Consider the following 13,811-nt stretch of genomic DNA (forward strand, 5'->3'; position numbering starts at 1 on the left):
TAGAGCATTGGAACCACCTGATCCCATCCCGAACTCAGTAGTGAAACGATGCATCGCCGATGGTAGTGTGGGGTTTCCCCATGTGAGAGTAGGTCATCGTCAAGCACCTATACCAAAACCCCCGATCGTGAAAACGGTCGGGGGTTTTACTTTGTGGCGCGAAAACAAACCACGCCCAGCTCAGCCTTTGATAGGCAACTAAACAGGGCGTATGGCCATGAGCAATATTTACGAAACTCAAGGTGCGCTCTTTGAGCGCACCTGGCCCTTCAATTGATGGCGTCACTCAACGCTTTTGCCGGTACAAACTTAACGACTTTCTTTGCTGCGATTTGTAAGGTTTGTCCCGTTTGAGGGTTGCGGCCGGTGCGAGCGGGGCGCTCACTCACTTTTAGCTTACCGATACCCGGTAGCGTGATTTCGTCACTGTTCTCCAGTGCGTCGCTAACAATTTCACTTAACTGTTCCAGTGCTGCGCGCACGGTGCTTTTCGGTGTGTCTATGGCCTCGGCAATGTCGCTGATTAGCTGTTCTTTGGTTATAGCCATGGTTCTGCTCCTTGGTTGTATAGATAGCGGTTTAGATCGTATCGCGGTGCGGCATAGGCCGTTGAAGTGAAACTGGCGCTTTATCCGATCTAGCGCCAGTAGTCTATGCTGATGCTACTTGGCAATTCTCTTGGAGAACCAGCATGCTTCGTGCCTTCGCGAATTTAGGGTTTCGTTGGAAGATTGCGCTACCGATTATGTTGCTGGCGATTTTGTTGGTTTCGATGGGCGCCTTGGGAATGCGGGGCATTACCCAGGTTGCAGATTCAAGCACGAAACTGACTAATCGTTTTTTGCCAGGTATCAGCCTGCTTCTAAATGCCGATCGCGATCTTTATCAAGCCTTTGTTGCTGAGCGCAGCTTACTTGATGAGGGGGCGGGAGCGCATGCTGAGGCTTTGACTGCATCGCATTCAGAAAATATCCAGCAGGCTTACGAGCGCGTACATAAATTCGCAGATATGCAGCCGGGTCGAGAGGCGATGCAATTGGTTGCAGAGTTTGATAAGGGTTTCGAGCAATGGAAGGCCACGTCTCAAAAGGTACTGCAGTTAGCAACCAGTGACCCCCAAGCTGCCAGCGAGTTGAGTTTTGGCGGCAGTGAAGAACAGTTTGAATCGATGCGTACAGCTATTGATAAGCTGGGTGAAATGGATGATGCAGCGGCTAATGCTGAAGGGCTTGCCGCTATCAGATTGGGCGAGACATTAAGCTGGCAGCAGGGCGTCATTATTGCTATCGGTTTAGGGGTCTGTCTGGTGCTGGTGGTGGGCTTTCCAATTCTGGTCACTGGGCCGCTGCACAAACTTTTGAATCGTATCGAGCAGATTGCTGATGGCGATGGTGATCTCCGAGTGCGCCTGGATGTCTTGTCGAGTGATGAGCTCGGTAAGCTGAGTCACGCATTCAATCGCTTTCTTGATAAGTTACAACCGCTAATCAAAGAGGTGGGAAGGGTTACCGGTGAGGTTGAAAGCTCTGCACAGAATCTTGCCGGATTAGCTGCAGCCAATGATCGGTTGATTAGTAGTGAGCATGCTGCAGTCGATCAGGTCAGCACAGCTGCAACCGAGATGAGCTCAGCAGTGAATGAAGTCGCGCGTAATGCGCAAAATGCAGCTGATGCTGCGCGTGGCGCGGAGGTTCAGTCACGCGAGGGTGCACAAGTAGTCGGTGCCACGATCAACTCAATTCGCCAACTCGCGCAAGAGGTGGAAAGTGCGTCGTTGACCATTCAGGCGCTTGAGCAAGAGGCATCAAATATCGGTGCTGTATTGGCTGTTATTCGAGGTATTGCAGAGCAAACCAACTTGTTAGCCCTCAATGCGGCCATAGAAGCTGCGCGCGCGGGAGAGCAGGGGCGCGGTTTTGCCGTTGTTGCTGATGAGGTGCGTGCATTAGCGGCGCGTACGCAGGAGTCTACTAAGGATATCCAGGTAATGATTGAGCGCCTTCAAATCGGCGTGCAGAATGCGGTTAGGGCCACCCACTCAGGGAGCAGTAAGGCAAGGCAAAGTGTTGAGCAGGCAGCTGGGGTGGATCAGGCGCTAACTGATACCAGTAATTCTGTTCAGCGCATCAATGATATGACTGCACAAATCGCAACTGCCTGTGAAGAGCAGAGCAGTGTTACTGAAGAGATTGCGCGCAATATCAGTGACATCCGAGACCTGTCGAATGAGGCGGCCCAAACCTCTGAGCAGAGTGCAGAAGCCAGTCAGCGACTATCTGAGCTGTCGCATGGTTTGAGTAAGCTGGTTGGTCGGTTTCGTGTCTAAGTCACGTGCATTTTAATGGTCTAAGTGCTTGAAACGGTTGTAACTTCAACTCAAGCCAGTACAATGGCCCGGCTCGCTTCAGTCGAGCTGCGTTATGGTGGCCCTGCCGGTCCCCTCGCAACGATCAGCCGTGAACCCGGTCAGGCCTGGAAGGGAGCAGCCGCAGCGGTGACATTGTGTGCCGAGGTGTGGCTGGTGGGGTTGCCTCCAGTCTTCTATGTGGTTGATTTATAAAGGTTTTTCACTCCAAGCCACGCGGTGGTACAAGGAGTGATACAACCGTGTCGACCGTCCCAACCTACCTCCTGTTATCTCGCCACTCGGTCTATTACTTCCGAATCGTGGTGCCTGACGTCATTCGCCCGTTGTTTCATCGCAGGGAGATAAGGCGCTCTCTTCAGACCCGCTGCAGACGTGAAGCCCTTATACGTGGGCGTGAGCTTTTGCTGCAAGTTCAGCGGCTTTTCACCGAAGCATTCCAAGGTATCAAGCCGGCGGTTGACTAGCCCTCGTTTATGGCAGTGCGATAGTTTTCACACAATGTTGTGGCTAATTCGAAGTGTTGGGGAGGCGGCCCTGCTGGCATACAGGGCGCTGGTGGCTCTTAGCTTGTGTGGTAGCTAAGCACGCTGTCCTGTTCCTTTAATGCTTTACGCATGTCTGCAGGAATGCTGCCCGAGCGCATTGCAAGCTCTAGGCGAATATCTTCAAGGCTTTGAGCGAACGCTTGCGTGTCGGTCAGTTGGGCTGCGCTCAGCACACGGCTGTATGCAGTGGCTTCGTTTGCATCCAGCAAAGAGAGCACAACCCCACCGTCTGGGCGGGGAGGGCTGAATATGGCGCGCAGCGGGGTAAACAGTTGCTCAACGAGTTCGCGGTTAATCTTGTCCATGACCATGCTCCATCCAGAGGGTGATCACTTCTGACCCCTGAGATGCTCGATGGTTCGTGAATCTTGCCAATCAAGCAGTCAGTGACTGCCGAGCGCGCTCGATGACTTGTTCCAGGTGCGCGCCACTGTACTGGCCGGGGTAGAGGCGCTGACTGTGCTTGGCGATGCCTGCATCGTTGACGATTGTAAAGCTGAAGCTACCTTTGCGGGCGGCTAGGATGCGGCAGTCAAAAGGTGCAAATGCACTCGATAGGGTGCGAATAGCATCCTGAATTTGGTGTTGGGTATTCATTTTTGGGTACTTCCTAAAACAACAGGCGCGTCATTGCGCTAAATAAAGCTCCAGGCTGTCGACGTAAGTAGTCGATTGCATGTGCAGATAGGAGCTGGACTGCGCGCACAGGTTCCCATAATGGTTACGGTGTGCGGGTCGGTACGTCGGAGGCGGGCTTGAGTCAGCGCTTGCGCGGGACGGCCAGATCAGTCAGCAGGTTGGGATATGGGTTAGAGCTGTGCGGCATTACCCGTGGGTGATGCGCTCTTACCTGGAAACCATCGAGGGGGCCAAAAGGCCTGATTGACTTACAGCGTGGTACGAACGGAGCGGATGATACCCGTCTGGTTAATTTTTCGCCAGTTTATTTGCAAGCAATGCTGCAGGTTGGCCATTCGTAGGCTGCACATTGGATGCAATTTGCCCCATGCTCCGTTAGGATTAGCCCCACTTTTGCTTTCCTCTCGTGACGGGTTTCGATGAGTTATCAGGTTCTTGCACGCAAGTGGCGTCCGCGCTCGTTCAACGAAATGGTTGGCCAGACGCATGTGCTCAAGGCGCTGATCAATGCGCTCGATAGCCAGCGATTGCACCATGCCTATTTGTTCACGGGCACCCGTGGTGTCGGTAAAACCACCATTGCGCGGATTATTGCCAAGTGCCTGAATTGCGAGACCGGCATCAGCTCGACACCTTGCGGTGTCTGTTCGATCTGCAAAGAGATTGATGAGGGTCGTTTTATCGACTTGATCGAAGTCGATGCTGCCAGCCGTACCAAGGTTGAAGACACTCGCGAGTTGCTCGACAACGTGCAGTATTCGCCGAGCCGTGGACGCTTCAAGGTCTACCTGATCGACGAAGTGCACATGCTTTCCACGAGCTCTTTCAACGCATTGCTGAAGACCCTGGAAGAGCCGCCCCCCCACGTCAAATTCCTCCTGGCGACCACGGATCCGCAGAAGCTGCCAGTCACGGTGTTGTCGCGCTGCCTGCAGTTTTCACTGAAGAACATGCCACCGGAGCGGGTGGTCGATCACCTCACCCATGTCCTGGCTGCGGAAAATATCCCGTTCGAAAATGACGCGCTCTGGTTGCTCGGGCGCGCGGCCGACGGTTCGATGCGCGATGCCATGAGCCTGACCGATCAGGCGATTGCCTTTGGTGAGGGTAAGGTGCTGGCCGCCGATGTGCGCGCTATGCTTGGCACCCTAGACCATGGCCAGGTCTACGGTGTGCTGCACGCCCTGCTGGAGGGTGATGCGCGCGCTTTGATTGAGGCTGTGCGGCATCTGGCTGAGCAGGGGCCGGACTGGAATGGCGTGTTGTCCGAGATGCTCAACGTACTGCACCGGGTGGCCATTGCCCAGGCGCTGCCGGAAGCCGTTGATAACGGTCAAGGTGATCGTGAACGGGTGCTTGAGTTGGCTCGGGTGCTGCCTAGCGAAGACGTGCAGTTCTATTATCAGATGGGTTTGATAGGGCGACGCGATTTGCCGTTGTCGCCCGACCCACGCAGCGGCTTCGAGATGGTGCTGTTGCGTATGTTGGCATTCCGCCCGGCGGATACCCACGATGCGCCGAGGGTGGCGCTAAAGCCGCTGGGGATTAGCCAGGCCACTGCTGATCCCGCGACCAACCCAGTGGCCGGTGCTGCAATTGCAGCACCGGCCGGTATTCCTGTTGCCGCGTCTAATGCACCGCCACCTGTTCTTCTTGTTGCTGATGTAACGCCTATGGCAGTGCCTGAGGTATCGGCTGCTGATGTACTGAATATGCAAGTCGAGCCTCAGACTAACGATGTGGTTGCATCGCAGCCTTCGCCGATCGAGAGTGCACCTGCACCTGCACCTGCACCTGTAGTAGTTGTTGATCTACCCTGGGAAGAGCCGGTTCAGGCGCCGGTTGCTGAGGTGGTTGAGCCTGTCGCCATTAATGCCCCCGAAGTGATTGCTGAAGTGACGCCTCCTGCAGAAGATGAGTCGCAACAGGCAGAGTCCGTGCCGCAGGTTGATACGGATGACGATGAGCCCCCGTTGGGTGATTACGACTATGTCGAAATGGACGCCGAATCGTTTGATTATGATTTTGACGCTGTCGAGCACGCTGCGCCGATCGAGCCGGAAGTGTTGCCGGCTGCCCAACCCGCAACCGGGCTGGCGGCAGACTGGTTAGAGTTGTTCCCGAAACTCGGCTTGTCCGGTATGACCGGCAGCATCGGGGCTAACTGCACACTGATCAGTGTTGAAGGTGATAACTGGTTGCTGCACCTGGATCCTGCGCATTCGGCGTTGTTCAACCCAACCCAGCAGCGGCGCCTTAATGAGGCCCTCAATCAGTTTCACGGGCGTGAGCTAAAAGTGTTGATTGAATTATGCAAGCCTGAGCAGGAAACGCCGGCGCAGGCAGCCGCAAGTAAGCGCGCCCATCGCCAGCGCGAGGCCGAGGACTCGATCCATCAGGACCCGGTTATTCAACAAATGATTCAGCAGTTCGCCGCGGTTATCCGCGCGGACAGCATTGAACCCCTGGACACTCCCGTTAACCCCTAATTACCGAGGACTTACACCATGATGAAAGGTGGCATGGCCGGCCTGATGAAGCAGGCCCAGCAGATGCAGGAAAAAATGCAGAAGATGCAGGAAGAGCTGGCGAACGCCGAAGTAACCGGTCAATCCGGTGCTGGGCTGGTCAGCGTGGTCATGACTGGGCGTCACGACGTCAAGCGTGTCAGCTTGGATGACAGCCTGATGCAGGAAGACAAGGAGATCCTCGAAGACCTGATCGCCGCGGCGGTAAACGATGCCGTGCGCAAGGTTGAGCAGAACAGTCAGGACAAAATGTCCGGTATGACTGCCGGCATGCAGTTGCCTCCAGGCTTTAAAATGCCGTTCTAAGCGGTCATCCGCCAGCGCCGCATTGCGGCGCTGGGAGCCGGTGTGGGTATCCTCAGCCCACACCGGCTGTGCCTTGCTCTGTCAGGGTTCAATAGCCCGATAGGGTTTTGTTGGTAAGAGTTGTAGCCGTCGAGTATTTCCCCAATGAGTTTCAGCCCGCTGATCCGCCACCTGATCGATTCTCTGCGCATTCTTCCTGGCGTTGGGCAGAAGACTGCTCAGCGCATGGCTTTGCAGATGCTTGAGCGTGATCGCTCCGGGGCCTTGCGCCTGGCTCAGGCGTTAACGCAGGCGATGGAAGGGGTTGGCCACTGCAAGCAGTGCCGCAGCTTGAGCGAGGACGAGGTGTGTCAGCTGTGTCTGGACCCGCGGCGTGATGACAGTCTGCTGTGTGTGGTCGAAGGGCCGATGGATGTGTATGCGGTCGAGCACACCGGGTTTCGCGGGCGCTACTTCGTTCTCAAGGGGCATTTGTCGCCGCTCGACGGTCTCGGCCCAGAGGCGATTGGTATCCCAGAGTTGCTAGCGCGAATCACTGCAGGCAGTTTCACCGAGGTGATTCTGGCAACCAATCCGACGGTGGAAGGTGAGGCCACGGCGCATTACATCGCCCAGCTGTTGGCAGGCAAAGGCCTGATTGCCTCGCGCATTGCCCATGGCATGCCGCTGGGCGGCGAGCTGGAGTTAGTGGACGGTGGCACCCTGGCGCATTCGATTGCTGGGCGTAGGCCTATCCAGCTGTAGGTTCCTGGTGGCAGGAGGCTTGATTGCCCTTGCGCATGGCGTAATCCTCTTCTTGTAAACCAAGCAAGCGCTTGGTAATTTCCCTGAAACCTCAGTGGGAATATCTCATGTCTGTCTTCCAGGAATATTTCGATGAATCCCACCAGTTGGTGCGTGATTCTGTCAGGCGCTTTGTCGAGCGCGAAATTCTGCCGCACATCAATGATTGGGAAGAAGCCGAGGAGTTTCCTCGTGAACTCTACCTCAAGGCGGGGGCTGCGGGGGTTCTCGGTATTGGCTACCCGGAGGCTTTTGGTGGCAGCCATGAAGGCGATGTCTTTGCCAAGGTCGCGGCCAGCGAGGAGTTGATGCGCTCAGGCTCTGGCGGCTTGGTAGCTGGGCTCGGCTCCCTGGATATCGGTTTACCGCCTGTGGTGAAGTGGGCCAAGCCGGAGCTGCGAGAGCGCATCGTGCCGCAGGTCCTGGCCGGTGAAAAAATCATGGCGCTGGCGGTGACTGAGCCGTCCGGTGGCTCGGATGTGGCTAATCTGAAAACCCGTGCGGTACGGGATGGCGATTTCTACCGCGTTAGCGGCAGTAAAACCTTTATCACCAGCGGCGTGCGCGCGGATTACTACACGGTTGCCGTGCGCACCGGAGGTGATGGTTTTGGTGGCGTCAGCCTGTTGCTGGTGGAGAAGGGCACGCCTGGCTTCACCGTAGGGCGCAAGCTGAAGAAGATGGGCTGGTGGGCATCGGATACGGCGGAGTTGTTCTTCGATGATTGCAGGGTGCCGGTAGGTAATCTGATCGGCGCCGAGAACATGGGCTTTGCCTGCATCATGGCCAATTTCCAGAGCGAGCGGCTATCGCTGGCGATCATGGCCAATATGACGGCGCAGCTGGCACTTGAAGAGTCGATGAAGTGGGCCAAGGAGCGCGAGGCGTTCGGTAAACCTATTGGCAAGTTCCAGGTGCTCAAGCATCGTCTTGCGGAGATGGCGACCCAGCTTGAAGTGTCGCGCGACTTTACCTATCGGCAAGCGGCGAAGATGGCGGCAGGTAAAAGCGTGATCAAGGAGATATCCATGGCCAAGAATTTTGCCACTGATATTGCCGATCGACTGACCTACGATGCGGTGCAGATCATGGGGGGGATGGGGTATATGCGCGAAAGCCTGGTGGAGCGGCTTTACCGTGATAACCGCATTCTGTCGATTGGTGGTGGCTCGCGTGAAATCATGAACGAGATCATCAGCAAGCAGATGGGCTTATAGATAAGGCAGGTTTTACAGCCGTCAGATAAAACAAACCCCGCGAGCGCGGGGTTTGTTTTAAAGCAGGACAGGGGCTTAGGCCACCTGTACCTCTTCAGCTTGCATACCTTTCTGACCGCGAGCGGCCACGTAGGTAACAGTCTGGCCTTCTTTCAGGCTTTTGAAACCGTCGCTTTGGATGGCTTTAAAGTGAACGAAGAGGTCATCGCCGCCATTAGTTGGGGTAATGAAGCCGAAGCCTTTCTCATCGTTGAACCATTTGACGGTGCCAGTTTCGCGATTTGCCATGGTGTGTCTCTTAATTCGATACGAAGTGCGGTGCCAGAGTGCTCATAGCACCTATGCGGTTTTGCTGATAACTACAAGTCAGCTCAGCCATAATAGGCCGTTTTCACAGGAAGTGTTGGGTTTAACGTTAATTATTCATATTTTTCTCAGCTCATAAGCTGAAAAGTCCCCATTAGCCTGGGCTGCAGGGCGTTTGGGCGTCTGCCTGATGGTGTTGCCGATAATGAATTCTGCCCAGTTCTGCCTGCTTAAGCGCTAACTTGGCCCCAAGTAAAACGCCTCGGTGCTCTTGAAAAGCGTCGGGGAGTTTTTTCGGGCTGCTGTCAGCGATTTTTTAGCCCTGCTATGCCGAGCTGCGCAAGCGGGCCAGATCGCGCAGCGGTGGCGCGCCGAACAAGCGGCTGTATTCGCGGCTGAACTGCGAGGGGCTTTCATAGCCGACGCGATAACTGGCTGAAGCAGCCTCTAGTCCTTCGCAGAGCATCAGGCGCCGCGCTTCCTGCAGGCGTAGCTGTTTCTGATACTGCAGGGGGCTGAGAGCCGTGACGGCCTTGAAACGGTGATGCAGGGTTGAGGTGCTGAGGTTGACTTCGCGGGCCAGGTCCTCGATGCGCAGGGGCTGGTCGAAATTCAGGTTCAGCCATTCGATTGCTCGGTTGATGCGCTGGCCCTGGCTGTCGGCAATGGCAATTTCGTGCAGGCGATGGCCCTGCGGGCTGTGCAACAGGCGGTAGAAAATTTCACGCAGGGCCAGCGGCGCAAGCATGGCGATATCGCGCGGAGTCTCTAGCAGGCGCAGCAAGCGCAATACCGCGTCGAGCAACTGGGTATCCAGGCGATCCAGATACAGCGCCCTACGTGGGCCAGGATTAGGTACGCCGATGGGGCCGATGTCGGCGATCAGGCTGGTGATCAGCGCCGGATCAATATCCAAACGCAGGCTTAGATAAGGCTGCTCGGGGGTTGCGCCGATCACCTGGCCGGTAACTGGTAGGGTGACGGAAGCCACCAGGTAGTTCAGCGGGTCGTAGGTGTACTGCTCATCGCCGAGGCGCACATCCTTGCGGCCCTGGGCAATGATGCACAGGCATGGCCGGTACAGCGTCGGTATGGGCAAGCTGGGCTGGGTTGCGCAGGCCAGGTCGAGGCCGGCAATGGCGCTGCTATGCAGGCCATCAGCCGGACACTGGCGTTGGATCAGTGCGGCCAGTTCGGCTTGGCGCAGGGCCAGGTTGTCGTCGAAGACTAAGGGGCTGATGGACGATGTCATGGATGTGGCTCCTGCTGCTGGCTTGCAGATTATCCCGGTTTTTCAGGCAAGTCTGCGTTGTACGGAATGCGTTGCAGGATCAGGCAATAATTCACCAGAAATAGGCAATAAGTCCTTTTATACAGGCGAGCAATGCAAATCTGAACTGATCATATGTGCCGCAGGGTAATTTTTGCTGAATTTTGAGCGTTGCAGGTTTAGGCAATAATTCGCCAGAAATCGTCTAACCCTGAGCACGCCATCTGACGGAATCTGTTGCTGTCGCGGCAATCCTTGCCGCTTACCAGCAGAGGATTCGGCCATGTTTAATATCCAAGACAAAGTCATTCTGATCACCGGCGCCAGCAGCGGTATCGGCGAGGCCTGTGCGCGCTTGCTGGCCGAGAAGGGCGCGCAGCTGTTGCTCGGCGCGCGGCGTACCGAGCGCCTGGAGCAGTTGGTCGGCGAGATCCGCGAGGCTGGCGGTAACGCCGATTATCGTCACCTGGACGTGACCAGTCAGGCCGACACCCAGGCATTTGTCGACGCTGCTCTGGCGCAGTACGGCCGCGTTGATGTGCTGATCAACAACGCCGGGGTCATGCCGCTGTCGCGCCTGGATGTGCTGAAGGTCGACGAGTGGAACCGCATGATCGACGTGAATATTCGTGGCGTGCTGCATGGCATCGCCGCCGCGCTACCGGTGATGCAGCGTCAGCGCAGCGGTCAGTTCGTCAATATCGCCTCCATCGGCGCCTACAGCGTGGTGCCGACCGGTGCGGTGTATTGCGCAACCAAGTATGCGGTGCGCGCCATCTCCGAAGGCTTGCGCCAGGAGGTGGGCGGCGATATTCGCGTGACCCTGGTATCGCCGGGCGTGGTCGAGTCGGAGCTGGCCGAGAGCATTTCCGATGAGTCGAGCCGTGAGGCAATGAAGGCGTTCCGCAAGGTCGCCATCACCCCGGACGCGATTGCCCGCGCCATTGCTTATGCGGTTGAACAGCCAGCGGATGTCGATGTCAGCGAGCTGATCGTGCGGCCGACTGCCAGTCCTTATTGAGCCTGTATCTCTGGAGAGCAAGCCGATGTTAAGTCATAGCGCCGTGCTGCATGCCAGGGCGGGACGCACCGAGCAGTTGGGGGTGTGCCTGCATGGCTTGGGTGAATCCATGCAGACCCTTCCCGGGTGCCTGGATGTTGAGGTGCAGCAGCTGCCGGATGATGCGGCGCAGTGGCTGTTGCAAAGCCGCTGGCAATCGATGGCGGCGTTGCAGGCATTCTTCGCCGCGTCGCTGTTGCAGCAGGTGCTCGACCAGGCTTTGCAGCAAGGCCTGCTGCGTAGCCTGCAATGCCAGGCCGCTTGAACAGCAGAACGCCCCGGCACGCTAAGCGTGTCGGGGCGCTTTGTTGTAGCGCGGGTTACTTGAGGTTGGCTTTCAGCGCTGCTGCGGCTTGCTGCATGGCGCTTTGCGTGCCGGGTATCTGGCTGATCACGTTGAGCAAACCAAAGTCATGGATCATGCCGTTGTAGCGTACGGAGGTGACGTTGACCCCCGCCGCATCCAGCTTGCGCGCATAGGCTTCACCTTCATCACGCAGTACGTCGAACTCGGCGGTTTGCACCAGGGCTGACGGCAAGCCTTTCAATTGCTCCACCGATGCCTGTAACGGCGCGGCGTAGATCTCGGCGCGCTGTTTCGGATCGGTGGTGTAGTTATCCCAGAACCACTGCATCAGGCTCTTGCTGAGGAAGTGACCGTCGGCGAACTGGTTATAGGAGGCGTTGTTGAAGTTGGCGTCGGTGACCGGCCACATCAGCAGCTGGAATTTGATCGCTGGGGTGCCTTTGTCTTTGGCCATCAGGCTGACGACTGCAGCCATATTGCCACCCACACTGTTGCCGGCCACTGCCAGACGCTTGCCGTCGACACCAATCTGCGCGCCGTTCTGCGCCACCCATTGGGTTGCGGCGTATGCCTGGTTGATCGCGGTCGGGTACTTGGCTTCCGGTGATGGGGTGTAATCGACATACACCGCCGCCGCGCCAGAGCCCACCACCAGGTCATGGATCAGGCGTTCGTGGGTCGGGTAGTCGCCAAGCACCCAGCCGCCACCGTGGAAGAACATAAACACCGGCAGCGTGCCGTTGGCATCGGCCGGACGCACAACTTTGAGCTGGATCAATTGGCCATCAACCTCAATGGTCTTGTCGACCACCTTGATGCCCGATACATCGACCTTGACCCCGGCCTGCGCGCCGACCAATACGGCGCGGGCCTCTTTCGGGCTCAGTTGTTCGAGGGGCTTGCCACCGCCAGCGGCGAGGGCATTGAGGAAACCTTGAGTATTGCGCTCCACCCCGGGGCTACCAGCGGCAAACGCGCTGTTGACGGCAAGGGCGAGTACGGCGATCGACAAACCTTGTTTGATGTTCATGTGCGGCCTCCTGGGGCGGGCCGCTGACTGGCAGCGGCCGGGTAGTGGGTAGTTTGGGCTTAGTCGAGCAGCGTCAGGGTGACGTCGATATTGCCGCGGGTAGCATTGGAGTAAGGGCAGACGATGTGCGCACGCTCGATCAGGGTCTGCGCTTGCTCACGGTCCATGCCCGGCAGGCTGATGCGCAGTTCGACTTCGATGCCGAAACCGTTGGGAATCGCGCCTATACCTACGACACCTTCAATCGAGGCGTCTGCTGGCATTGCCAGCTTGTCGCGGCCCGCGACGAACTTCATCGCGCCAATAAAGCAGGCCGAGTAGCCGGCAGCGAACAGCTGCTCAGGGTTAGTGCCCGCACCGCCGGCACCGCCAAGTTCTTTCGGGGTGGTCAGGGCGACGTCGAGTACGCCGTCGGAGGAGATGGCACGGCCGTCACGGCCGCCGGTGGCTTCTGCGTAGGCACGGTAAGCAATGGTTTGAATCGACATGGTGGTAATCCTCTAAAGTCAGTTTGGGTTGGTACGCGTTACAGGTGTTGCGGTATCTGTGGTTGATCAGCCGTCGTGGTTGATCAGCCATTCTGGGTACAGGCCTTTGCCATCCTGTTGCTGCTTGTGGCTGTGGTCCGCCAGTACGGCAGCGGAGAGCGTGATGGCGATGGTGAATGTGATCAGGGTTTGCATAACAGTTCTCCTCAAGCTGCTGGGTTGTTTGGTTGGTCAGTAATTCGTTTATTAGCACTAAAGTTTTGCGCGCTAAGTAGTCCGATGAAGTGAACTTTAGTGAACATTAATTTAGCGCGCAATATATATTTTTGAACATTTTGCGATAAGCACTGCTTTGTTCAGGCATAAGCTAGGAGTGGCGGGCGGTTGCGCGATTTTTCGAGAGCTGCGGCAGGACGAAATTGTTGAGTGGAGCAAGGGAGTGACGGGTAAGAGTCCGCGATGTGGACGACGAGACTGGCGGCAAGCCTGTCGCCCAGGTGCTTACACGGCTTGTTGCAGACTGCTACGTAAGGCGACCAGCTCAGCCTTGAGGGCGCCAAGTTCAGCGGCGGATTGCTGGGTGGCGGTGAGGATGCAGCTGGGGATGCTTTTGGCCTGTTCGCGCAGGGCGCGGCCTTTATCGGTGAGGAACAGCTCGACCACACGCTCGTCAACACTGCTGCGGGTGCGCTTGAGCAGACCTTCGGCTTCCAGGCGTTTGAGCAGCGGGGTGACGGAACCTGGGTCGGTGAGCAGACGGCTGCTGATATCGCCCACGGTGATGCCATCGCCTTCCCAGAGCACCATCATCGCCAGGTATTGCGGATAAGTCAGGCCCAGCTCCTGCAGCAGGGGCTTGTAGACCTTGGTCAGCAGTAACGAGGTCGAATACAGGGCGAAGCACAGCTGGTTATCGAGCAGCAGTTCGGCGCAAGGGTCTTGCGTAGTCATGGCGTTCTCCAGC

The 13,811-nt window shown here is 57.0% G+C and carries 17 protein-coding genes, 1 rRNA gene, 1 other RNA gene and 1 pseudogene; 11 read left to right on the forward strand and 9 right to left on the reverse strand.

Features of this window, described 5'->3' with window-relative positions; all coding sequences use genetic code 11:
- A 5S ribosomal RNA gene (gene rrf, locus HCI85_RS08925) occupies nt 1–105 on the forward strand; the annotation flags it as partial.
- A gap of 164 nt (nt 106–269) precedes the next feature.
- Here the strand turns inward: rrf and HCI85_RS08930 are convergent.
- Nucleotides 270–548 carry an HU family DNA-binding protein gene (locus HCI85_RS08930; protein ID WP_090256113.1) on the reverse strand — a complete coding sequence of 93 codons (279 nt, stop codon included), beginning with the start codon at nt 546–548 and terminating at the stop codon, nt 270–272.
- Nucleotides 549–691: 143 nt separating this feature from the next.
- Here HCI85_RS08930 and HCI85_RS21265 point away from each other — a divergent pair.
- The 4 genes and pseudogenes from HCI85_RS21265 to HCI85_RS21160 all read left to right on the forward strand — a co-directional run.
- Nucleotides 692–1,468, forward strand: a pseudogene (locus HCI85_RS21265) (MCP four helix bundle domain-containing protein); the annotation flags it as partial.
- Between the two features lie 27 nt (nt 1,469–1,495).
- Nucleotides 1,496–2,326, forward strand: a complete 831-nt coding sequence (locus tag HCI85_RS21270) for a methyl-accepting chemotaxis protein (protein ID WP_446730786.1) — start codon at nt 1,496–1,498, stop codon at nt 2,324–2,326.
- Between the two features lie 104 nt (nt 2,327–2,430).
- An RNA gene (ffs, locus tag HCI85_RS08940) (signal recognition particle sRNA small type) lies at nt 2,431–2,527 on the forward strand.
- Between the two features lie 80 nt (nt 2,528–2,607).
- Nucleotides 2,608–2,832 carry a DUF6538 domain-containing protein gene (locus HCI85_RS21160; RefSeq protein ID WP_342636221.1) on the forward strand — a complete coding sequence of 75 codons (225 nt, stop codon included), beginning with the start codon at nt 2,608–2,610 and terminating at the stop codon, nt 2,830–2,832.
- 98 nt (nt 2,833–2,930) lie between these two features.
- Here the strand turns inward: HCI85_RS21160 and HCI85_RS08945 are convergent, their stop codons facing one another.
- Together HCI85_RS08945 and HCI85_RS08950 are read right to left on the reverse strand one after the other, a co-directional pair.
- The gene (locus HCI85_RS08945; protein ID WP_167144365.1) at nt 2,931–3,218 is read right to left on the reverse strand and encodes a DUF3509 domain-containing protein; all 288 of its coding nucleotides are present in this window, start codon (nt 3,216–3,218) and stop codon (nt 2,931–2,933) included.
- A 70-nt stretch (nt 3,219–3,288) separates the two neighbouring features.
- Nucleotides 3,289–3,510 (reverse strand): hypothetical protein, encoded by a 222-nt coding sequence (locus HCI85_RS08950; RefSeq protein WP_090256116.1) that lies wholly within the window; start codon nt 3,508–3,510, stop codon nt 3,289–3,291.
- A 461-nt stretch (nt 3,511–3,971) separates the two neighbouring features.
- Here HCI85_RS08950 and dnaX point away from each other — a divergent pair, with 461 nt between their 5' ends.
- The 4 genes from dnaX to HCI85_RS08970 all read left to right on the forward strand — a co-directional run bounded on the left by dnaX (nt 3,972) and on the right by HCI85_RS08970 (nt 8,386).
- Nucleotides 3,972–6,041, forward strand: a complete 2,070-nt coding sequence (gene dnaX / locus HCI85_RS08955; protein WP_167144367.1) for a DNA polymerase III subunit gamma/tau — start codon at nt 3,972–3,974, stop codon at nt 6,039–6,041.
- Between the two features lie 18 nt (nt 6,042–6,059).
- Nucleotides 6,060–6,386: a YbaB/EbfC family nucleoid-associated protein gene (locus HCI85_RS08960; RefSeq protein WP_090385942.1), complete on the forward strand. Its 327-nt coding sequence runs from the start codon at nt 6,060–6,062 to the stop codon at nt 6,384–6,386.
- Between the two features lie 144 nt (nt 6,387–6,530).
- Complete coding sequence (gene recR, locus HCI85_RS08965) at nt 6,531–7,130, forward strand: recombination mediator RecR (protein WP_167144370.1); 600 nt, start codon at nt 6,531–6,533, stop codon at nt 7,128–7,130.
- 107 nt (nt 7,131–7,237) lie between these two features.
- A complete protein-coding gene (locus HCI85_RS08970; RefSeq protein WP_167144372.1) occupies nt 7,238–8,386 on the forward strand; it encodes an acyl-CoA dehydrogenase family protein in 1,149 nt (382 codons plus the stop codon).
- Nucleotides 8,387–8,461: 75 nt separating this feature from the next.
- Here HCI85_RS08970 and HCI85_RS08975 read toward each other — a convergent pair whose 3' ends face one another.
- Both HCI85_RS08975 and HCI85_RS08980 read right to left on the reverse strand, forming a co-directional pair.
- Entirely contained in the window at nt 8,462–8,674 is a 213-nt protein-coding gene (locus HCI85_RS08975; protein ID WP_069516724.1) for a cold-shock protein, read from the reverse strand.
- A gap of 343 nt (nt 8,675–9,017) precedes the next feature.
- On the reverse strand, nt 9,018–9,944 hold the full coding sequence (locus tag HCI85_RS08980; protein WP_167144374.1) for an AraC family transcriptional regulator: 927 nt from the start codon (nt 9,942–9,944) through the stop codon (nt 9,018–9,020).
- Nucleotides 9,945–10,245: 301 nt separating this feature from the next.
- On the opposite strand from HCI85_RS08980, the gene HCI85_RS08985 reads away from it, so the two are divergent.
- Both HCI85_RS08985 and HCI85_RS08990 read left to right on the forward strand, forming a co-directional pair.
- The gene (locus tag HCI85_RS08985; protein ID WP_167144376.1) at nt 10,246–10,983 is read left to right on the forward strand and encodes an SDR family oxidoreductase; all 738 of its coding nucleotides are present in this window, start codon (nt 10,246–10,248) and stop codon (nt 10,981–10,983) included.
- A 25-nt stretch (nt 10,984–11,008) separates the two neighbouring features.
- Nucleotides 11,009–11,287 (forward strand): putative quinol monooxygenase, encoded by a 279-nt coding sequence (locus HCI85_RS08990; RefSeq protein ID WP_090256122.1) that lies wholly within the window; start codon nt 11,009–11,011, stop codon nt 11,285–11,287.
- 55 nt (nt 11,288–11,342) lie between these two features.
- On the opposite strand, the gene HCI85_RS08995 is transcribed toward HCI85_RS08990, so the two are convergent.
- The 4 genes from HCI85_RS08995 to HCI85_RS09005 form a co-directional block, all read right to left on the reverse strand.
- Nucleotides 11,343–12,359 carry an alpha/beta hydrolase gene (locus tag HCI85_RS08995; protein ID WP_167144378.1) on the reverse strand — a complete coding sequence of 339 codons (1,017 nt, stop codon included), beginning with the start codon at nt 12,357–12,359 and terminating at the stop codon, nt 11,343–11,345.
- Between the two features lie 59 nt (nt 12,360–12,418).
- Entirely contained in the window at nt 12,419–12,847 is a 429-nt protein-coding gene (locus HCI85_RS09000) for an organic hydroperoxide resistance protein (protein ID WP_090256124.1), read from the reverse strand.
- 66 nt (nt 12,848–12,913) lie between these two features.
- The gene (locus HCI85_RS21100) at nt 12,914–13,042 is read right to left on the reverse strand and encodes a hypothetical protein (protein WP_256665650.1); all 129 of its coding nucleotides are present in this window, start codon (nt 13,040–13,042) and stop codon (nt 12,914–12,916) included.
- A 306-nt stretch (nt 13,043–13,348) separates the two neighbouring features.
- Entirely contained in the window at nt 13,349–13,798 is a 450-nt protein-coding gene (locus HCI85_RS09005; protein WP_160088576.1) for a MarR family winged helix-turn-helix transcriptional regulator, read from the reverse strand.
- Nucleotides 13,799–13,811: the final 13 nt, after the last annotated feature.

It is taken from the genome of Pseudomonas sp. OTU750018 (genome assembly GCF_011636575.1).
Classification (GTDB): Bacteria; Pseudomonadota; Gammaproteobacteria; order Pseudomonadales; family Pseudomonadaceae; genus Aquipseudomonas; species Aquipseudomonas peli.

Bases quoted from the DNA above. Each gene is read 5' to 3' on its own strand.
- HCI85_RS08930 (WP_090256113.1), bottom strand. From the start codon at position 548: ATGGCTATAACCAAAGAACAGCTAATCAGCGACATTGCCGAGGCCATA.
- HCI85_RS08945 (WP_167144365.1), bottom strand. From the start codon at position 3,218: ATGGACAAGATTAACCGCGAACTCGTTGAGCAACTGTTTACCCCGCTG.
- HCI85_RS08950 (WP_090256116.1), bottom strand. From the start codon at position 3,510: ATGAATACCCAACACCAAATTCAGGATGCTATTCGCACCCTATCGAGT.
- dnaX (WP_167144367.1), top strand. From the start codon at position 3,972: ATGAGTTATCAGGTTCTTGCACGCAAGTGGCGTCCGCGCTCGTTCAAC.
- HCI85_RS08960 (WP_090385942.1), top strand. From the start codon at position 6,060: ATGATGAAAGGTGGCATGGCCGGCCTGATGAAGCAGGCCCAGCAGATG.
- recR (WP_167144370.1), top strand. From the start codon at position 6,531: ATGAGTTTCAGCCCGCTGATCCGCCACCTGATCGATTCTCTGCGCATT.
- HCI85_RS08970 (WP_167144372.1), top strand. From the start codon at position 7,238: ATGTCTGTCTTCCAGGAATATTTCGATGAATCCCACCAGTTGGTGCGT.
- HCI85_RS08975 (WP_069516724.1), bottom strand. From the start codon at position 8,674: ATGGCAAATCGCGAAACTGGCACCGTCAAATGGTTCAACGATGAGAAA.
- HCI85_RS08980 (WP_167144374.1), bottom strand. From the start codon at position 9,944: ATGACATCGTCCATCAGCCCCTTAGTCTTCGACGACAACCTGGCCCTG.
- HCI85_RS08985 (WP_167144376.1), top strand. From the start codon at position 10,246: ATGTTTAATATCCAAGACAAAGTCATTCTGATCACCGGCGCCAGCAGC.
- HCI85_RS08990 (WP_090256122.1), top strand. From the start codon at position 11,009: ATGTTAAGTCATAGCGCCGTGCTGCATGCCAGGGCGGGACGCACCGAG.
- HCI85_RS08995 (WP_167144378.1), bottom strand. From the start codon at position 12,359: ATGAACATCAAACAAGGTTTGTCGATCGCCGTACTCGCCCTTGCCGTC.
- HCI85_RS09000 (WP_090256124.1), bottom strand. From the start codon at position 12,847: ATGTCGATTCAAACCATTGCTTACCGTGCCTACGCAGAAGCCACCGGC.
- HCI85_RS21100 (WP_256665650.1), bottom strand. From the start codon at position 13,042: ATGCAAACCCTGATCACATTCACCATCGCCATCACGCTCTCCGCTGCC.
- HCI85_RS09005 (WP_160088576.1), bottom strand. From the start codon at position 13,798: ATGACTACGCAAGACCCTTGCGCCGAACTGCTGCTCGATAACCAGCTG.